The 16,616-nt window shown below is 63.5% G+C and carries 15 protein-coding genes; 6 read left to right on the top strand and 9 right to left on the bottom strand.

The window, feature by feature from the left end:
* Window positions 1–316 precede the first annotated feature (316 nt).
* Complete coding sequence (locus AC07YR_RS05680) at window positions 317–1,177, bottom strand: alpha/beta fold hydrolase (protein WP_209745382.1); 861 nt, start codon at window positions 1,175–1,177, stop codon at window positions 317–319.
* 18 nt (window positions 1,178–1,195) lie between these two features.
* Window positions 1,196–1,603 carry a hypothetical protein gene (locus tag AC07YR_RS05675; protein ID WP_494733379.1) on the bottom strand — a complete coding sequence of 136 codons (408 nt, stop codon included), beginning with the start codon at window positions 1,601–1,603 and terminating at the stop codon, window positions 1,196–1,198.
* A gap of 217 nt (window positions 1,604–1,820) precedes the next feature.
* Between AC07YR_RS05675 and AC07YR_RS05670 the strand changes: the two genes are divergently transcribed.
* Window positions 1,821–2,783, top strand: coding sequence for a LysR family transcriptional regulator (locus AC07YR_RS05670; RefSeq protein ID WP_494733378.1), 963 nt, complete (start codon window positions 1,821–1,823; stop codon window positions 2,781–2,783).
* Here the strand turns inward: AC07YR_RS05670 and AC07YR_RS05665 are convergent.
* From AC07YR_RS05665 to dnaK, 7 genes are read right to left on the bottom strand one after another with little or no spacing between them, the layout of a single operon-like run.
* On the bottom strand, window positions 2,780–2,917 hold the full coding sequence (locus tag AC07YR_RS05665) for a hypothetical protein (protein WP_494733377.1): 138 nt from the start codon (window positions 2,915–2,917) through the stop codon (window positions 2,780–2,782). The genes AC07YR_RS05670 and AC07YR_RS05665 overlap by 4 nt on opposite strands.
* A 58-nt stretch (window positions 2,918–2,975) precedes the next feature.
* Entirely contained in the window at window positions 2,976–3,404 is a 429-nt protein-coding gene (gene trxA, locus AC07YR_RS05660) for a thioredoxin (protein WP_494733376.1), read from the bottom strand.
* Window positions 3,401–6,037: an ATP-dependent chaperone ClpB gene (gene clpB, locus AC07YR_RS05655; protein WP_494733375.1), complete on the bottom strand. Its 2,637-nt coding sequence runs from the start codon at window positions 6,035–6,037 to the stop codon at window positions 3,401–3,403. Before clpB ends, trxA begins: the two co-directional genes overlap by 4 nt.
* Window positions 6,034–6,351: a chaperone modulator CbpM gene (locus tag AC07YR_RS05650; protein ID WP_476913871.1), complete on the bottom strand. Its 318-nt coding sequence runs from the start codon at window positions 6,349–6,351 to the stop codon at window positions 6,034–6,036. The genes clpB and AC07YR_RS05650 overlap by 4 nt, the downstream gene beginning before the upstream one ends.
* On the bottom strand, window positions 6,348–7,298 hold the full coding sequence (locus AC07YR_RS05645; protein WP_494733374.1) for a DnaJ C-terminal domain-containing protein: 951 nt from the start codon (window positions 7,296–7,298) through the stop codon (window positions 6,348–6,350). The genes AC07YR_RS05650 and AC07YR_RS05645 overlap by 4 nt, the downstream gene beginning before the upstream one ends.
* Complete coding sequence (locus AC07YR_RS05640) at window positions 7,291–7,833, bottom strand: nucleotide exchange factor GrpE (RefSeq protein WP_494733373.1); 543 nt, start codon at window positions 7,831–7,833, stop codon at window positions 7,291–7,293. Before AC07YR_RS05640 ends, AC07YR_RS05645 begins: the two co-directional genes overlap by 8 nt.
* 8 nt (window positions 7,834–7,841) lie before the next feature.
* Complete coding sequence (gene dnaK, locus AC07YR_RS05635; protein WP_494733372.1) at window positions 7,842–9,740, bottom strand: molecular chaperone DnaK; 1,899 nt, start codon at window positions 9,738–9,740, stop codon at window positions 7,842–7,844.
* Between the two features lie 798 nt (window positions 9,741–10,538).
* Here dnaK and AC07YR_RS05630 point away from each other — a divergent pair.
* From AC07YR_RS05630 to AC07YR_RS05610, 5 genes are all read left to right on the top strand, one after another.
* Window positions 10,539–11,408 carry a S1C family serine protease gene (locus AC07YR_RS05630; RefSeq protein ID WP_494733371.1) on the top strand — a complete coding sequence of 290 codons (870 nt, stop codon included), beginning with the start codon at window positions 10,539–10,541 and terminating at the stop codon, window positions 11,406–11,408.
* Window positions 11,409–11,473: 65 nt separating this feature from the next.
* Window positions 11,474–12,046: an HdeD family acid-resistance protein gene (locus tag AC07YR_RS05625; protein WP_494733370.1), complete on the top strand. Its 573-nt coding sequence runs from the start codon at window positions 11,474–11,476 to the stop codon at window positions 12,044–12,046.
* Between the two features lie 375 nt (window positions 12,047–12,421).
* The gene (locus AC07YR_RS05620; RefSeq protein WP_494733369.1) at window positions 12,422–12,685 is read left to right on the top strand and encodes a UBP-type zinc finger domain-containing protein; all 264 of its coding nucleotides are present in this window, start codon (window positions 12,422–12,424) and stop codon (window positions 12,683–12,685) included.
* Window positions 12,686–12,729: 44 nt separating this feature from the next.
* Window positions 12,730–14,448: an FAD-dependent oxidoreductase gene (locus tag AC07YR_RS05615; protein WP_494733368.1), complete on the top strand. Its 1,719-nt coding sequence runs from the start codon at window positions 12,730–12,732 to the stop codon at window positions 14,446–14,448.
* A gap of 1,203 nt (window positions 14,449–15,651) precedes the next feature.
* On the top strand, window positions 15,652–16,521 hold the full coding sequence (locus AC07YR_RS05610; protein ID WP_494733367.1) for a PucR family transcriptional regulator: 870 nt from the start codon (window positions 15,652–15,654) through the stop codon (window positions 16,519–16,521).
* Window positions 16,522–16,616 lie beyond the last annotated feature (95 nt).

Below are 16,616 nucleotides of genomic sequence, written 5' to 3'. Positions count from 1 at the left end.
TTGCCGGTGGCGGGATCCTCGACGTCGAACGTCTTCCCGGACGCTGCCGGGCGCCATTCGCCGTTGATCAGCAGGCCAGTCGGCACGGAGGCCAGCAGCGCGGCTTCACGCTGGGCGTTTGTTGACATCGTTCTATCTCCAAGGGGTTTGAAGGAAGTCGTAGCGGCGTGCAGCCCGACCTTCAGCAGTTTGGGGCAGTCCGCTGCCAGAGGCAGGGCATGAGGAAGCTAAATCTTCTGTGTGTCTTTCACCATTGAGGTGGCAGGGTCGGTGCCGGCCCTCTGGGGTCGGCACCGACGCCTTTGGTGTGAGCCGGCTAGGCTCGGACGCTCGTCTTGGTGCGGATCAGGTCCAGAGCCTGAACGAGGTATCCCTTGAAGACCGGGTAGTTCTCGCTCATCGGGAAGTGCCCGATAGCCTTCATCTCGATGAACTCGGCACCCGGGATCTGGCCGGCGGTGCGGGCTCCGTCTTCAGGGGTGGTGAGGTAGTCGTACTCGCCGGTCATCAGGACCACCGCACATTTATTCGTCTGGATTTCGCCTAGTTTGCCGCGCAGATCGTGGTCCACCGAGTAGAAGTACAGGTCACCCTTGAACGCCTCGGAACCCTGCGTGTAGTAGAACCACGTTTTCCAGCGGTCCGCCTCCGGCGATTGCGGTGCCATGAGGTCCCAGGTGCCGCTGCCGCACACCTGCGCGGCGTTGGCGTGTGGGTGCTGCCACCAGTCGAGGTAGAACCCCGGCGAGTAGTCCGCCCCCTCTACGGGGATGACGGCGTCGAACCTCTCCGGGAAGCGGTGGGCGAGCTGCAGCGCTACGTTGCCACCGAAGGAGGATCCCATGAAGATGGGGTCGACCAGTTCCAGTGCATCGACGAGGGCGACAATGAAGTTGGCGAAGTGGTCCGCGCTGAGCTGGTACTCCTCGGTCCACCACTGGGTGTTTTCAGGGGGGTCTGATTTGCCATGGCGGGGGAGGTCGTAGGCGATGACGCGGTAGTTGGCGGTGATCTCCGGGTCCTCCAGCAGGCCGCGCCACTGGTGGTTGTGGGCTCCGGCGGTGTGCTGGCAGACCAAGGGCTGCCCCTGGCCGTTTTCGAGGTAGAAAACCTTGTATTCGAGGCCGTCCACGTCGACGGTGACGTAGTGGCCGGTGACGGGGGAAATTTTGCTCATGTCAGGAACTCCTATGGTCTAGACGGGTGCGCCGGTTGAGCGCAGCAGTTCGATCTGGCGGGTGAGGCAGCGCAGGTTCTGCATCAGGACCAGGACGTCGCCCTCCAGCTTCATGTCGCGCTGGAAAGTGGCGGCCCAGATGCCGTGGTACATGGGAGCCGGGACGGGCTTGCCGAATTCACCCCAGGTGTGGGCGCTGGCCCGGATGGCGAACTGGTAGGGCACCTCGATGGGTCCCGGGTCCACGGAAATCTGGGCGATGGTGCCGGACACCACCCGGACGACAAAGGTGTGCGCCTCCATGTCCAGCAGGTAGGAGCAGGTGAAGTACTTTCCGTGGGCCTGAATTTCCGGGTCCTGGTTGTTGGCCCCGGTGAAGCTCTGAACCCAGGATTCTACAGAAGGGGCACGTGTTGCGACCGTCATTTCGTTGTTCCTCTCGTTGAACTCGCGGAGGGTCGGACTTCTCTGTCCGAGCCTCGAAAGCGGGGTTTCTGGAGCGCCTTTGCGACTATCTCCGTTGGCAACCCTTCGCTGTTTCCATTGCAGTCGCCGTGACCCCGAACGGTCCAATACCTGTCCACTATCCACCGATAGCCTGAAACTATTGGACCCCGATTGCGGCGGAGCTTACAGTTGAACGATGCAGCAGCCACAGCTAGACCTGCGCGTTCTGCAGTACTTCGTCGCCGTCGCAGAAGAGCTGCATTTTGGTCGAGCCGCTGCCCGACTTCATATCGCGCAGCCATCCCTCAGCGTCCAAATACGGAAGCTTGAACACTCGCTCGGCACTCCCCTGCTGATCCGGACCAGCCGCAGCGTCTCCCTGACCAGCGCAGGGGACGTCCTGCTGGGTGAAGCTAAGCGCCTTTTATCCGCCGCGGAGCGCGCCGTTTCGTTGACGCGTGAGGTCGCGAGCGGCGTGCGGGGCACCTTGATAGTCGGCTTCCAGGCCAACGCGGCTGCTGAACTGACCCCGCGAATCCTCGCAGCGTTCAAGAACAACCACCCGGAAATCCACGTGCAGATGAGGTCCTTCGATTTCGCTGACCCCACAGCGGGGTTGGCCGATGGAAGCGCTGACGTGGCATTTGTGCGGCCGCCCCTGCCGGCGGCTGACTGGCTCGCCATGGAGACACTGTTCATTGAGCCTCGGGTCCTCGTAGTTGCCAGCAGTTCCCGCTTTGCCGGGCTGTCTGAAGTCTCGGTCGAACAGGTCGTTGATGAGTCCTTCGTCGCCCGCAAGGCTCCGGATAAGTGGAGGGATTTCTGGCTCGCAACCCAGGCCCGCGGCGGGCAGCCGGTCCGTATGGGCACTCAGGTAGCCACCGTCGACGAATGTTTCGAAGCCATCATGGGTGAGCGGGGCATTGCGTTCACTCAGGCCTCGACCCAACGCTTCTATGACCGTCCCGGGCTGTCTTTCATCCCGGTCAGAGACGTCCCGCCCTCTCCGCTGTCGATTGCATGGCGCACTGACGTCAATGACGGGCTGGCGCGCGAGTTCGTGGAGACGGCCCGGACCCTGGCCTCCTTCGGGGGCGTACCAAACCTCGTCGACTCCCCTCTGCCTGTCTCGCTGTCCTCTTCGCTCCAGTCCAATTAGCGCCACTGACGATCGCAGTGCAGCCAAGAAATGCCGCCAACGATCGCCTGGGCGACCTTGCCGTCCTCGATCAGCAGGGCATCGCCGGGATTGACGTCCTCGCGGAGGGACTTGAGCGTCTGGAACGGGGACACGCACGGCCCATAAGGGACGATAGCGGGAAACCGCCCGTCGTCGTCCGCTGTTATTGAGCTACTTCGTGAGTGCCCCCTCCAACCAGGACCTCAGCACCGGCGCGGGAGCCGCACCGGCCTGCCTCGCGACGATCTTGCCGTCGACGATGACCATTAACGTTGGCACCGCCTGAATGGCGAACCTGGCGGAGAGCTGCGGCGAGTGGTCCACGTCGACCTTCACAAGTTTGATCTGCCCCGCGCGTTCGTGTGCCAACTGGTCCAGCACGGGGCTCACCATCCTGCAGGGTCCGCACCACACCGCCCAAAAGTCCACCATCACCGGAACGCCGGACCGTTCGGCGATCTCGCCGAAGTCATCGTCGCCCGCTTCAACCACCCAAGGAAGCTCCCGGTGGCAACTCCCGCAGCGCGGCCGGCCCTCGGCGACAGCCGGAACCCGGTTGGATTTGCCGCAATGGGGACATTTGATGATGGCCTTGTTCATGCTGTTCCAGCCCCCTCCAGCTCCATCGTGCTGTAGTCAACCACTAATTCCCCTCCGGATTCGGTCACCGTGACGACTCCGCCCTCCGCGATGCTGCCACGCAGCAAGGCCCGGCCCACCTGCGTTTCCACCACATGGGAAATATAACGGCGCAAGGGCCGGGCTCCGTACACCGGATCGAAGCCGCGCTCGGCTATCAGAAGGCGCGCCTCCTCGGTTAGGTGCAGCTCTACTTGCTGCTCGGCCAGCCGCTGCCGCAGCTGCTGGAACTGCAGGTCAACGATGCGTTCGATTTGCGGCAGTCCCAGGGGAGCGAACAGAACCGTATCGTCCACGCGGTTGAGGAACTCGGGGCGGAAATGCGCCCGGAGCTCACCCATCACCATGCCGCGCGCCTCCTCGGTGATCGCTCCGCCTTCGGACGAACCCTCCAAAAGATACTGGGAGCCGATATTGGAGGTCATGATGATGACGGTATTGCGGAAATCGACGGTCCGGCCCTGCGAGTCCGTAATCCGTCCGTCGTCGAGCACCTGGAGCAAGGTGTTGAAAATGTCCGGATGGGCTTTTTCCACCTCATCGAACAGCACTACCGAGTACGGCTTCCGGCGTACCGCTTCCGTAAGCTGTCCTCCTTCGTCGTAACCGATGTAGCCAGGAGGCGCCCCCAGCAGGCGGCTCACGGTGTGCCGCTCCTGGTACTCACTCATGTCCAGCCGGATCATTGCGTTCTCGCTGTCAAAGAGCGCCGCAGCCAGAGCCTTGGCAAGCTCGGTCTTCCCGACGCCGGTCGGGCCGAGGAAGATAAAGGAGCCGATGGGCCGGCGGGGATCCCGGATCCCGGAGCGGGCGCGGATGATGGCGTCCGACACCGCGCTAATCGCTTCTTCCTGCCCCACAACGCGGGTGCGCAGGATTTCATCCAGGTGCAGGACTTTTTCGCGTTCGCCCTCCTTCAGCCGTGCGACCGGTATTCCTGTCCAGGCCGCGACGATGTCGGCGATCTCCTCCTCCGTCACTACCTCGCGGAGCAGGCGCTTTTCACCCTGTTTGGCGGTCAGCCGTTCTTCCTCGGCGGCCAGCCGCCGTTCGAGGTCGGCAAGCCGGCCGTAGCGCAGCTCCGCCGCCCGGTTGAGGTCGTAGTTCCGCTCGGCTTCCTCAGCCTCCAGTCGCAGCCGTTCCAGTTCGCTGCGGATTTCCTGCAGCTTGTGGATCGCCTGGCGTTCGGCTTCCCATTGGGCCCTCTTCGCGTCGGCCTCTGCGCGCAGGTCCGCCAATTCACGCCTCAGCTCCTCAAGCCGGGTCTTGCTGGCCGGATCGGTCTCCTTGGAGAGTGCCGCCTCTTCGATTTCGAGCCGCGTGACCTTTCGGGTGAGCTCATCCAATTCCGCCGGCATCGAATCAATTTCCGTCCGCAGCCGGGCGCACGCTTCATCCACGAGGTCAATGGCCTTGTCCGGAAGAAACCGGTCAGTGATGTACCTGTGGGAAAGGGTAGCCGCAGCCACCAGAGCACTATCCTGGATCCGTACGCCGTGGAAGACCTCAAGTCGCTCACGCAGCCCGCGAAGGATGGAAATGGCGTCCTCGACGTCGGGCTCGTCAACCGTGACCGGCTGGAAGCGGCGTTCCAAAGCCGCATCCGACTCAATGTGTTTGCGGTATTCGTCGAGGGTGGTGGCGCCGATCATGTGCAGCTCCCCGCGGGCCAGCATGGGCTTGAGCATGTTACCGGCGTCCATCGACCCCTCGGACGCGCCTGCCCCGACGACGGTGTGCAACTCGTCCACGAAGAGCAGGATCCTGCCTTCTGCCGCCAGCACCTCGGCCAGCACCGCCTTCAGCCGCTCCTCGAATTCGCCGCGGTACTTGGCGCCGGCCACGAGGGCGCTCAGGTCGAGCGAGAAAATGGTCTTGTTCTTTAGGCCTTCCGGCACATCCTGCCGGACGATCCGCTGGGCCAGTCCCTCCACAATGGCGGTTTTGCCGACTCCAGGCTCGCCGATAAGCACCGGATTGTTTTTGGTCTTGCGTGAAAGTATCTGGACGACCCGCCGGATTTCCGCATCGCGGCCGATGACCGGATCCAGCTTTCCGGTGCGGGCGTCCGCCACCAGATCGCGGCCATACTTCTCCAGCGCCTCGTAGGTCTGCTCCGGCGTTGCCGAGGTGACGCGCTGGTTTCCCCTGACCTGGGTCAGGACCGAGAGGAACGCCTCGCGGGTGATGCCGTGCTCGGCCAGCACCCTGCCGGCCGCCGTGGACCGGCCTTCCTCCGCCAGCGCGACCAGCAAGTGTTCCACCGAGACGTACTCGTCTTTGAGTCGTTTGGCTTCACGTTCAGCAGCGTCGAGGAGTGTGCCGAGCCTGCGGCTCACGTACACCTGCCCTGGCGCTGCCCCCGGGCCGGTGACCTTCGGCTTCCGCCGCAGCTCGGTCTCGACCGCCCTGTTCAGCTCGTCCACGTCCACCTGCATGCCAACGAGTAGTCGCGGGACGAGGCCCCCCTCCTGCTCCAGCAGGGCCGCCAGCAGATGCTCGCCGTCGGTCTCGGTATGGCCGTGTTGCTGGGCGATCCGCTGGGCCCGTGCCAAGGCCTCCTGCGACTTCTGGGTCAAACTCTCCATGTTCATCGCGAAGTAGTCCTTTCCACTTGCGTGATTTCAACCAAACGTCGTTCCAGCGTGTCCACCCGCGCCAGCAAGTCCAGTACCAGCGGGATTGCCGCATAGTTCAGCGCCAGCTCCGAATGCAGCCGCAGGACGCGCGCGATCAGTTCCGGGGCCCGCGGACTGAACCAGGGGCCGCCCGGAGCATCGCCTCCTAGCGGCCGAATCAGATCCAGCTCTACGAACCGCCTGACGACGTCGGGGTGGACACCGCTGCTGCGTGCCACCGCCTCGAGATTCAGGCGCCACGGGTAGGCGAGCGCATACACTTCGCTCATCGCTCCTCCCTCGGATCAAAGTCGGAGATGCTGGCGAGTTTCTCGTACAGCTTGCGCTCCTCCTTGCTGAGGCTCGGGGGCACCATGATCTTGATCTCCGCATACAGGTGCCCCGGTAATCCCCGCGGGTTGGGCATACCCTGTCCTCGCAGCCGCAGCCGGCGGCCGCTAGAGGAGCCCTCGGGCACGGTGATCGTGACTGTCCCGGTTGGCGCCTGAGCCTTGATCTTGGCCCCTACGGCGGCCTCCGAAGGCGATACCGGAAGGTCGATGTAGATGTCCCGGCCCTTTAGCCGGTACCTGCTGTCGGGCTGAAACCGCACGGTCAGTAGGAGGTCGCCCGGCGGGCCCCCTTCGCGGCCCGCCGCGCCTTCCCCGGCCAGACGGATGCGCTGCCCATCGAGCACACCGGGAGGCACGTCGACGTCATAATCGCGGGTCTCCCCGTCCGGCTGAGCCAACCTGACGGTGTGCTTTCCGCCGCGGACAGCTTCCTCCACGGTCAGCCAAAGCTCGGCTTCGTGGTCCGCCCCCAGGGACGGGCCCCCTGCCTGTTGCCGGAACCAGCCACCGAGCAGATCCTCCCAACCGACGTCGCCTCCCATATCGACATGGGCGTTGCCGTACGCGCTGCGTCCCGGGCGCGGGCCCGGCCGGGGGCCGGGGCGCGGCCCGCCGGAACCCCACCGCGTGCCGCCGCCCCCCGGGCCAGCCCCGCTGCCGGCGTACTGCCGGTAGTCGGCGCCGAACCGGTCATAGCGCGCCCTGGTTTCGGGATCTGACAAGGTGTCGTAGGCCTCGCCGATCTCTTTGAACTTGTCGGCGGCATCCGGCTCCCGGTTGACGTCGGGATGGTATCTTCTTGCCAGTTTGCGGTAGGCGCGCTGGATTTCGTCAGGCTTCGCGGTGCGCGGGACGCCGAGAACTGAGTAGTGATCCTTAGCCACGGTCCGGGGTCACCGCCCGGCTCACAACGACGGCGGCTGGCCTGAGGATGGCGTCCGTGCCACCGTAGCCCGGACGCAGTACGGTCAGCACAGTCCCAGGGGGAGCCTCGTCCGTCTCCGACACACTGACCACCTCGTGAATCCTCGGGTCGAAAGGGACGTTCTCGGCGTCGATCCGCGGGTAGCCCAGGCGGGCCAGGGTATCGATGGCCTGAGAACGGATAGCGGCTATGCCATCAACGAGCGGGTCCGCGGCAGACGGGGCGTGAGCTAGGGCCAATTCCAGATTGTCCAAGACAGGCAACCACACCAAAGAGACCGCTGCGCGCTCCTGTGCCCTTAGCTGTGCGCCGTCCCGGGCGGCGCGCTTTCGAACGTTATCTGCGTCAGCCAGCGCACGGCGCCACAGATCCTCCATTTTGGCCAGCGCCTCCGCCTGTGCCGCCGCTCCGGTTTCCCTTTCATCGGGTGCGGCGGCCTCTGCCCCGTCACTTCCTGGATGGGCCTGTCCAGCCGGCCCTGTCTGGTCGCTCATGGCCGTTCCTAGCCACGATCGAATTCTGCATCGACGATGTCATCGTCATTTACATCGTTGGAGTCTCCGGGGTGTGATGCGGATCTCTGGCCGGCCCCTGCAGTGGCCGCGGAGGCAGCGGAGGCACTCAGCGCCGACTGCAGCTGCTGAAGCTCGGAAATTAGTTCCCTCGCGGTGCCAACATCCGCCTGGTTGCTGACAGCGTCACGCGCCTGGCCAACCAGCAGTTCCGCTCGGGCCTTATCATGCACCGGGACTGCGCCACCAAGCTCATTGACGGCCCGCTCAACGCGGTAGGCCACCGCATCGAGTTCGTTCAGGGTGTCAATCCGCTCCCGGTTCTGCAGGTCCTCGCTTCTGTGGGACTCAGCCTCGGCAATCATGCGCTCGACTTCCTTGGCGTCGAGGTTAGAGCCTTCGCTGATGGTGATGCCCTGTTCCTTACCCGTGTCCTTGTCGCGGGCCGTGACGTTCAGAATGCCGTTTGCGTCCACGTCGAAAGTGACCTCGACCTGCGGTTCCCCGCGGGGCGCTGGCCGGATGTCGGTCAGTTGGAACCGGCCTAGCACCCGATTATCCGTCGCCAGTTCCCGCTCCCCTTGCAAGACCACCACGTCAACAGCGGGCTGGTTGTCGTCGGCGGTGGAGAACACTTCGCTGCGCCTTGCGGGGATGGTCGTATTGCGCTCGATAATCTTTGTCATCACGCCGCCGCGGGTCTCGACACCCAGGGAAAGCGGCACAACGTCTAGTAGCAGTACGTCCGAAACCTCTCCCTTGAGCACCCCGGCCTGGATCGCCGCACCGATAGCCACGACTTCGTCGGGATTGACGCTCATGTTGGGGTCTTTGCCTCCGGTCAGACGCCGAACGACGTTCTGTACCGCAGGAATGCGCGTGGAGCCGCCAACCAAAATCACTTCATCGATGTCGTTGGCGGTAACCTTGGCGTCCGTCATCGCCTGCTTGACCGGATCCATGGTGCGTTCCACCAGGTCATGGGTGATGTCTTCAAAAACCGAACGCCGAACGGTGGTCGTCAGATGCTTGGGTCCCGTGGCGTCGGCGGTGATAAAGGGAAGGTTGACCTGGGTCTGGGTCACAGAACTCAGCTCGACCTTCGCTTTCTCGGCCGCCTCGAAAAGGCGTTGCAACGCCTGGGCGTCCGACCGGAGGTCGATGCCCGCCTCCTTCTGGAAGTCGTCGGCCAAGTAATCGACAAGTCGGCGGTCAAAATCGTCGCCGCCAAGATGGGTGTCACCCGCCGTCGAGCGGACCTCCACAACCCCGTCCCCCACGTCCAGCAGACTCACATCAAATGTTCCGCCGCCAAGGTCGAAAACCAACACCGTCTCATGCTGACGTTTGTCGATGCCGTAGGCCAGGGCCGCTGCAGTAGGTTCGTTGATGATGCGCAGGACTTCCAGTCCGGCAATCTTGCCCGCGTCCTTGGTCGCGGTGCGCTGTGCATCGTTAAAGTACGCAGGAACCGTAATGACGGCCTCCGTCACCTTTTCGCCCAGCTGCTTCGCGGCGTCGTCCACCAGCTTGCGGAGAACGAGCGCACTCACTTCTTCGGGTGCGACTTTCTTGCCCTGAACTTGAAAACGCGCCACGCCGTTGTCGTCCGCTACGACGTCGAAACTCACGGCCTTGGCCTCATCCGTAATCTCGTCATAGTGTCGGCCGATAAACCGCTTGGCCGACGTGATGGTTCCCTTGGGGTTGAGAATCGCCTGCCGGCGGGCCAGCTGCCCCACAAGCCGTTCCCCGGTGTCCGTATACGCCACAACTGACGGAGTGGTCCGGGCGCCTTCCGCATTGGCGATGACGCGAGCCTCCCCGCCTTCCCAGACGGCGATCACCGAGTTGGTTGTGCCGAGATCAATTCCTACTGCTTTGGCCATGACGCACTCCGGTCCTAGAGGGCGATCGGTCCGGTGGCGGCCTCCGCCCGAGATTGCACCGCATGACTCACCCCCTGTCCTGTTGGGCGACGAGGCGCAACGGGCTTTGTCATGGGCCTTATGGGTTTGAGTCTGCCCCTTGGACCGGAGCGACGGCATGACCCTCCAGGGTCCAAATATGCTCCAGTGAATTGACCTCTCAAGGCTAGGCTCGCCAGGCGTATCCTTCGAGGCGCCGAGATAATCTGAGGATTCGCCAGGTCAAATGGGTCGCGAACGACGCAGCTCCGGCTCGCGGGTCCAAGAACGACGGCCTCACCATTCACCGGAGCACCCGCGATACCGGTTATAGTCCACGCGTCTCTGGCGCCCACGTGCGCACGGCCGCCGAGGGATTGCAGGACCCCGGTCAAGCGCGAGGTGGAAGCGCGAACGAGCTGCCTCGAGTTGACCTGGGGGATTCATATGCGGGCCGTTTTTGGGCGTCCCGGGGCCATGCGGACGCGATGGCAGCGGAGGAGACTCAACCTATTACCTGTTTCCTAGACAGCCAGGGAAGGCAACGGGAATCCAATGAGTAAGAGCAGACCTGCGGCCGCCGAGAGAACGGCCTCACACCCGGCGCTAGGACGCAAGGGGGCGTGGACCGCCGTTCTCTGCGCAGGGGTCCTTATATTCGGGTCGGCGTGCACAGGGGCGCCTCCGGCTCCGGCACCACAATCAGCCAGCGCGGGGGGGTCGAGTTCCACAGGGGACCTTTCAGCCGTTCCAGGTATCGTCAGAGAAGTCGAGCCCTCTGTGGTCACGATCGTGACGTCAGGCGGCGTCGGCAGCGGAGTGATTTACCGCAGCGACGGGACCATCGTCACGGACGCCCACGTGGTGGAGGACCAACAGAAGAAGCCGTTGAAGAGCGTCCAGATCCACTTCGCGGACGGAACTCAGGCCTCCGCCGTCGTCCTCGGTGTTGACGACGCAACCGACGTGGCAGTGGTGAAGGCTGACCGGGCCAACCTTCCGGCCGCCAAGTTCTCGACGGCGCTTCCCGAAGTTGGGCAGCTGGCGGTTGTTATTGGCAGTCCGCTCGGGCTGGAGCAGACCGTCACGGCGGGCATTGTTTCCGCACTTCACCGAAATATGCCGCCGTCCGAGGGATCGCCGCAGGGGCTTATCGACCTTGTCCAGACAGACGCGCCCATCTCCCCGGGCAATTCCGGTGGAGCCGTGGTCAACAGCAGTTCGGAGATCATTGGACTCTCAGAAGCGTATCTGCCGCCCAGTTCGGGCGCCGTGTCGATCGGATTCGTGACTCCGGCGGCCACGGTGACCGACGTGGCGGACCAGATTCTGAAGAGCGGAGTAGCCACACACCCGGTCCTTGGAATCATTCCGACCGACATCTCTCCTGAGGTCGCAAACCGCTTTGGCCTCCCTACAACGTCAGGAGCGCTGGTCATCGAAGTTGCCCAGGGGGGACCGGCAGCCAAATCGGGATTGCAGCCAGGAGACATCATCACCCAGTTCGACGGGCAGAAGATCGCCAGTGTGACCGACCTCCTTGCCGCTATCCGCAAGAAAGAGCCGGGCCAGCAGTCCGACGTCGAGTTCCAGCGCGGGCAAGACACAAAGTCAGTGAAAGTCACATTGGGCAGCACTGCAACGAAATAGACCTGTTCGTGTGGCCCCGCTCAGCAAGATTACAATGTACCCATTCCAGAAACAGAGGTATGGCCATGTCTGACCCACTGGCACAACAATTGTTTAAGGGATCAGGAGCTGCGTTGATTATTCGGGGCATTGCGGCCGTTCTATTCGGCATTTCGGTTGTCGTCTGGCCCGGTGTTTCCGTACTCGCAATGGTGATCCTCTTCGGAATCTACGCTGTCTTAGACGGCGTCACCAACATCGTGCACTACGTCACGCGCAAGCGGCGCCGGTCCGTCTGGCAACTAGTGGGAGGCATCATCTCCGTGCTCGCGGGTCTCGTCGCGTTCGTCTGGCCGGGCATCACCGCCCTTTCGCTGGCGCTCGTAATCGGCCTGTGGGCGGTTATGCTCGGTGTCTCCCAGATGGCGCTGGCCTTTGAAGCCAAAAAGGCTGTCGGGTCATGGTGGCTCTGGCTGATCACAGGTATCGTCACCACTGTTTTCGGCCTCTTCTTAGTCGTTCTTCCCGGCCCGGGCATACTCAGCCTCCTGGGGCTGCTCTCGTCCTTCGCAATTCTCTTCGGAATACTCCTGATCGCCTCCGGTGTTGGACTGCGCAGGTTGGGCGAAAGCCCTGATACCCGGCTCTCGATGGGCTAACAGCCTGCCAACGGGGCAAGGGCTTTCGGGCTTGCGTGATTGCCTAATCCCCGATCAGCCTCCCGAGGCAGCAGGTCCAAGGAATTTCCGCGGGGCCGCGACTTCATCACTCGGGTACCGGACTCACTGCAATTCCGAAACACCGGGCGCGTCGGTGACGGCGGGAGGGTCCCGCCGTCGTCTAGCTCCCTGCTCGACGCGGATCTCCCGTGGGCATTGACACGCCAACGTTCCGGGTCTACTACTGGGCATAACCGGTGCACCCAATCCGCCCCCATGATGGTGCCCATGCCGCCGATCAGTGCCAACGCAACGCCTATGCCAGCTGTCGCGGCGATGCCGGTTTCGTAGCCGGGGACTGACATAGGAGCCAACATGATTTCTGGATTTCGTGATCCACATCTCGCGCAGATTCGTCCGGTTCGGGTACGCTCGCCGCAGGGCTGCGAGGAGTGTCTGTCTTTGGGCACGCCATGGGTACATTTGCGTTTGTGTCTCTCCTGCGGCCATGTCGGATGTTGTGATTCTTCCCCGCTGCGGCACGCGCGAGCTCATGCCACCGAGTTGCACCCAATCGTTCGTTCCTTGGAGCCCGGCGAGGACTGGCGCTGGTGCTATCCCCATGAGGCATTCGTCTAAGGTACCGGGGCAACCAACTGATGGAACCTGTCCAAGGCTCGAGGATGATCGAGACACCGGACGTCTCCGGCGCCTATCCACGGCTCGGCCAAGCCCAGATTGAATTGCTGGGCCGTGCCGGCACCAGCCGGGCTACCTCCGCCGGAGAAGTCCTCATACAGGCGGGAAACTTCGACACTGACTTCTTCGTCGTCCTGCAGGGCACGGTACTGGTCGTGGAGGGGCTGCATGCCGCCGGGAGCAGACAGCCTGCTGATCTGGGCCCCGGAACGAGGATCCTCGAAGTTCACGGTCCGGGACGGTTCCTCGGCGAATTGGGTCTGGTCGAGGGGCAACCGGCCTTTGCCAGTACTGTGTCCGCCGAGGCAGGCGAAGTGCTCCAGATCAGCGGGGAGGATCTGCGACGTGTGGTCCTGACCGACGCTGAGGTGGGCGAGACCATCCTGCGGGCACACCTTCAGCGCCGGATCCTGATGATCAGCTGGGGCGCGGGCATGCGCATCGTTGGATCCCGTTTCAGCCGTGACACGATTCGCCTGTTGGAATTTGCGGCCGCCAACCGCCTCCCCCACCGCCTGGTCGATCTGGAGAATGACGAGCAGGCGCAGGCCATCCTGGACCGGGTAGGGATCCTCGCGAACGACCTGCCCGCAGTGGTGCTCAGCGCCTCGCGGGTCCTCAGAAACCCTTCAACCGCAGATCTGGCCGTTGCCATGGGACTACGGACGGTGAAAGAGCACTCGGCCTCCTACGATCTCATGGTGATCGGGGCCGGGCCGGCAGGCCTGGCGGCCGCCGTCTACGCAGCGTCCGACGGATTGTCGGTCGTCCTTAAGGAAGGCTTCGCGATAGGTGGGCAGGCCGGGACGTCTCCGCGGATCGAGAACTTTCTCGGCTTTCCCGCTGGGATCTCCGGCGGGGAACTCACTGAAAGAGCGGTCATTCAGGCCCGCAAGTTCAGAGTCCAGATCAACGTCGCCTGCCGGGCAAGCACCATCGAGTTGAGGGACGGCGAGTTCCGCGCCGAGTTCAACGGGAGTGGCCCTGCCACCTCGCGGGCTGCGCTGCTCGCAACCGGGGTTCATTACCGCCGGCTGCCAGTCCCCGGGCTGGAGGAATTCGAGGGGATTAGTGTCTTCTACGCCGCCACGGTCCACGAGGCCAGGCTCTGCGGATCGCAACCGGTTACCGTCGTCGGCGGTGGAAACTCCGCGGGACAGGCCGCGCTTTTCCTGGCTGGCACTGGATCACCAGTGCGCCTCGTGGTCCGCGGGGCGGACCTCCTCGCGGACATGTCGAGATACCTCGCGGAACGGATCAAAGAGCACGCGGGCATAGAGGTACTGCTGGGGGCCAACATCGTGGGCGTAGACGGTTCAGGCGCCCTCGAACGGATCGTCGTCGATCTGCGAGCCACAGGCGAACAACGCATCTTCGACTCCCGATACCTCTTCATTTTCATCGGTGCCACGCCGCACACAGAATGGCTGCAGGGTACTGTCACCCTGGATGACCACGGTTTTGTGCTCACCGGGGCTGACCTCGAGGATCTTCCTCCTGAGTTCAGCCATCTGGGACGCAGACGACTGCCCCTGGAAACCAGCGTTCCCGGGATGTTCGCGGCAGGCGATGTTCGGCATGGATCGGTGAAGCGCGTAACGGCCGCCGCCGGTGAAGGCTCAACAGCCGTGGCAATGATCCACGAGCACCTCCGCCTCCTCCGGGATGGAGCATCCGGTGCGCGTTGGAACGAGGCACAGTGAAGTCAAACAGGACCGTGCCGATCTCTGGGTGTGATAAGACGGCAAGGGCACCAATTCCGGCGATTTTCAGTCAAGTCACGTCGGCCATTAGGTTGTGCCTCTCCGAGATGGACGATCGAAAGGCAGATCCGGCTGGAGGCCATACGAGCGTAGCTTGGCGGTATTGCAGCGCCGATCCCGGCCTCGCCGCATCGGCCGCCGAATTGGCCGAGCCCGCAAGAGACAGCAATGGGTCTCCCGGCCAAGTACGGCGTTGGATGGCCTGCGTCGAGGGTCATGTTCACGACGGCGTACCGAAGGACCCGAAAATGGTCGATTCTAGACTCCGTGATGGGGACAAGCGGCTCAAGCCGAATCCCGATCACGGAGAGCAACGGACTACGGTCTGCCAGGCTCGTATTCCCTGTCAGATCCCCGTTGCTGTGGACAGAGACGAGGATCATTGTGTTCGATCGACGTATGGCAGAGGAAATCCTCAACTTGACCGCGCAGGCGGTGTCGGAGACGTCGTTCTGCGAGGTCACGGACCGTTACCTCGCAGTGAATGGCCAGTTGGATCCCGTCCCCGAACGCGCGGCGTTGCCTCAGGACCTGGACGTCCGGTGTCTCAATGGCAGGGACTCCGTTCTCCCTTGCGCCAGGCCGGGCTGGCGGTATGCGCTCTTCACCGTTGGGGACGGTGGCGAGCTCAGCGGGTGTCTGGTGCTGTCCGCTGCCGGCCCTCCGGATCTCCCGCAACTGATACAGCTGCGGACAGTGGCGGGGACAACGGGAACGAATCACGCCAGGGGATCCCCCGGGGAACTCCCGAATGACTCAATCGGTCAGCCGCTCCCCCGTGACGACATGAACCAGCGTCTCCTGTCCCTCTCGGCGACGGTACTTGAGCTTGAAGAACACGCCAAGATCCGGGATGCCCTGGACCAGGGCACGACTCCCGACCTCGGGGATACTGACTCCAGGGAGGGACTCCTGGCGGAGGTCCTTTCACGGCTGACGGGGCGGCCCATCTGTATTGAGGACGCGTTCGGGCATATTAGCGCGGCGGCTGGGACCGGGTCCAGACGCCCCTACCCTAGGCTTGGCGCGGCGGCCAGGTCGCGCACTGCGCAGCTCTGGCTTGCCTCCGGCGCACCGGTCCCCGAACCGCGAAGGCTCGTTGCCCTTGCCCTTTCACACGGCGAGGTGTTGGGAGCTATTTGTATGCTGGAAACCGACAGGCCGGTCACAGCCGCCAACGTCTTCGCTTTGAAGTACGCAACACGGCTCTTGGAGGTCGAGTTGTTGCACCGCCGCAGCCTGGCCCGGCTGGAACTGAGGCTGGGGCGCGACCTGGTGGACGAACTAGTGTCCGGAATGGATGGCGCGACCGCACGCGTTCGTACCGAGGCATTGGGATATGACATTAGTGGTCCGCAGCACGTCATCGTGGCGGAGTGGCAGCCGCCAAGAACCGACGACACTGTCGTGGTCGCACTGCGCAGGACGTTGCTGGAACTTCGTTCATCCTCGCTCGTTTCACGGCGCGCGGACATGGCTGTTGCCGTGGTTCGTGGAGATCCGTTGGGTGCCGAGGTCTTTTCCGTTGTCGCCAGGACCCTACGAAGTGCCACCGGGGCCATGGGCATCGGCGGTCCAAGCCTGGATGTCGCCCAGATTCCGCGCTCCTTCTCGGAAGCCCTGCACGCGCTGCACATTCGGGCCGGTTCAATCGATCGCTACGGTGTCACCCGCTTTGATCAGCTGGGGATCTACCGCATCTTGGACACAGCTGGAGGCGAACCGGATCTGGCGGGCTATGTCGACGAGTGGCTCGGTAACCTTCAACGCGCCGACGACAGCCGGGGGTCTGACCTGGTGCAAACCCTGGCCCAGTACCTGGACCACGGCGGCAACTATGACAGTACGGCCGAGAGCCTGAGCATCCATCGAAGCACTCTGCGTTACCGCCTGAAGTGCATCCGGCAGATCAGCGGCTTCGACCTTGCCGATCCCGAGACCCGACTAAACCTGCACGTCGCAACGCGTGCATGGCGCCTTCGTCCGCACGGTGCCCCGTTTCATGTCCCATAGCAGGCATCAACAGGCCGAACAGCCGCAGTGAAGGCGGTGCCGGCTGACCTGCCGGATTCGAATATCGGCAGTTCTGGACGGGCGGGGCAATGCCA

Source organism: Arthrobacter sp. GW460-12-1-14-TSB2, from assembly GCF_059423525.1.
The sequence above is the reverse complement of the archived record's forward strand: the minus strand, read 5'-3'. Positions and strand labels throughout refer to the sequence as shown.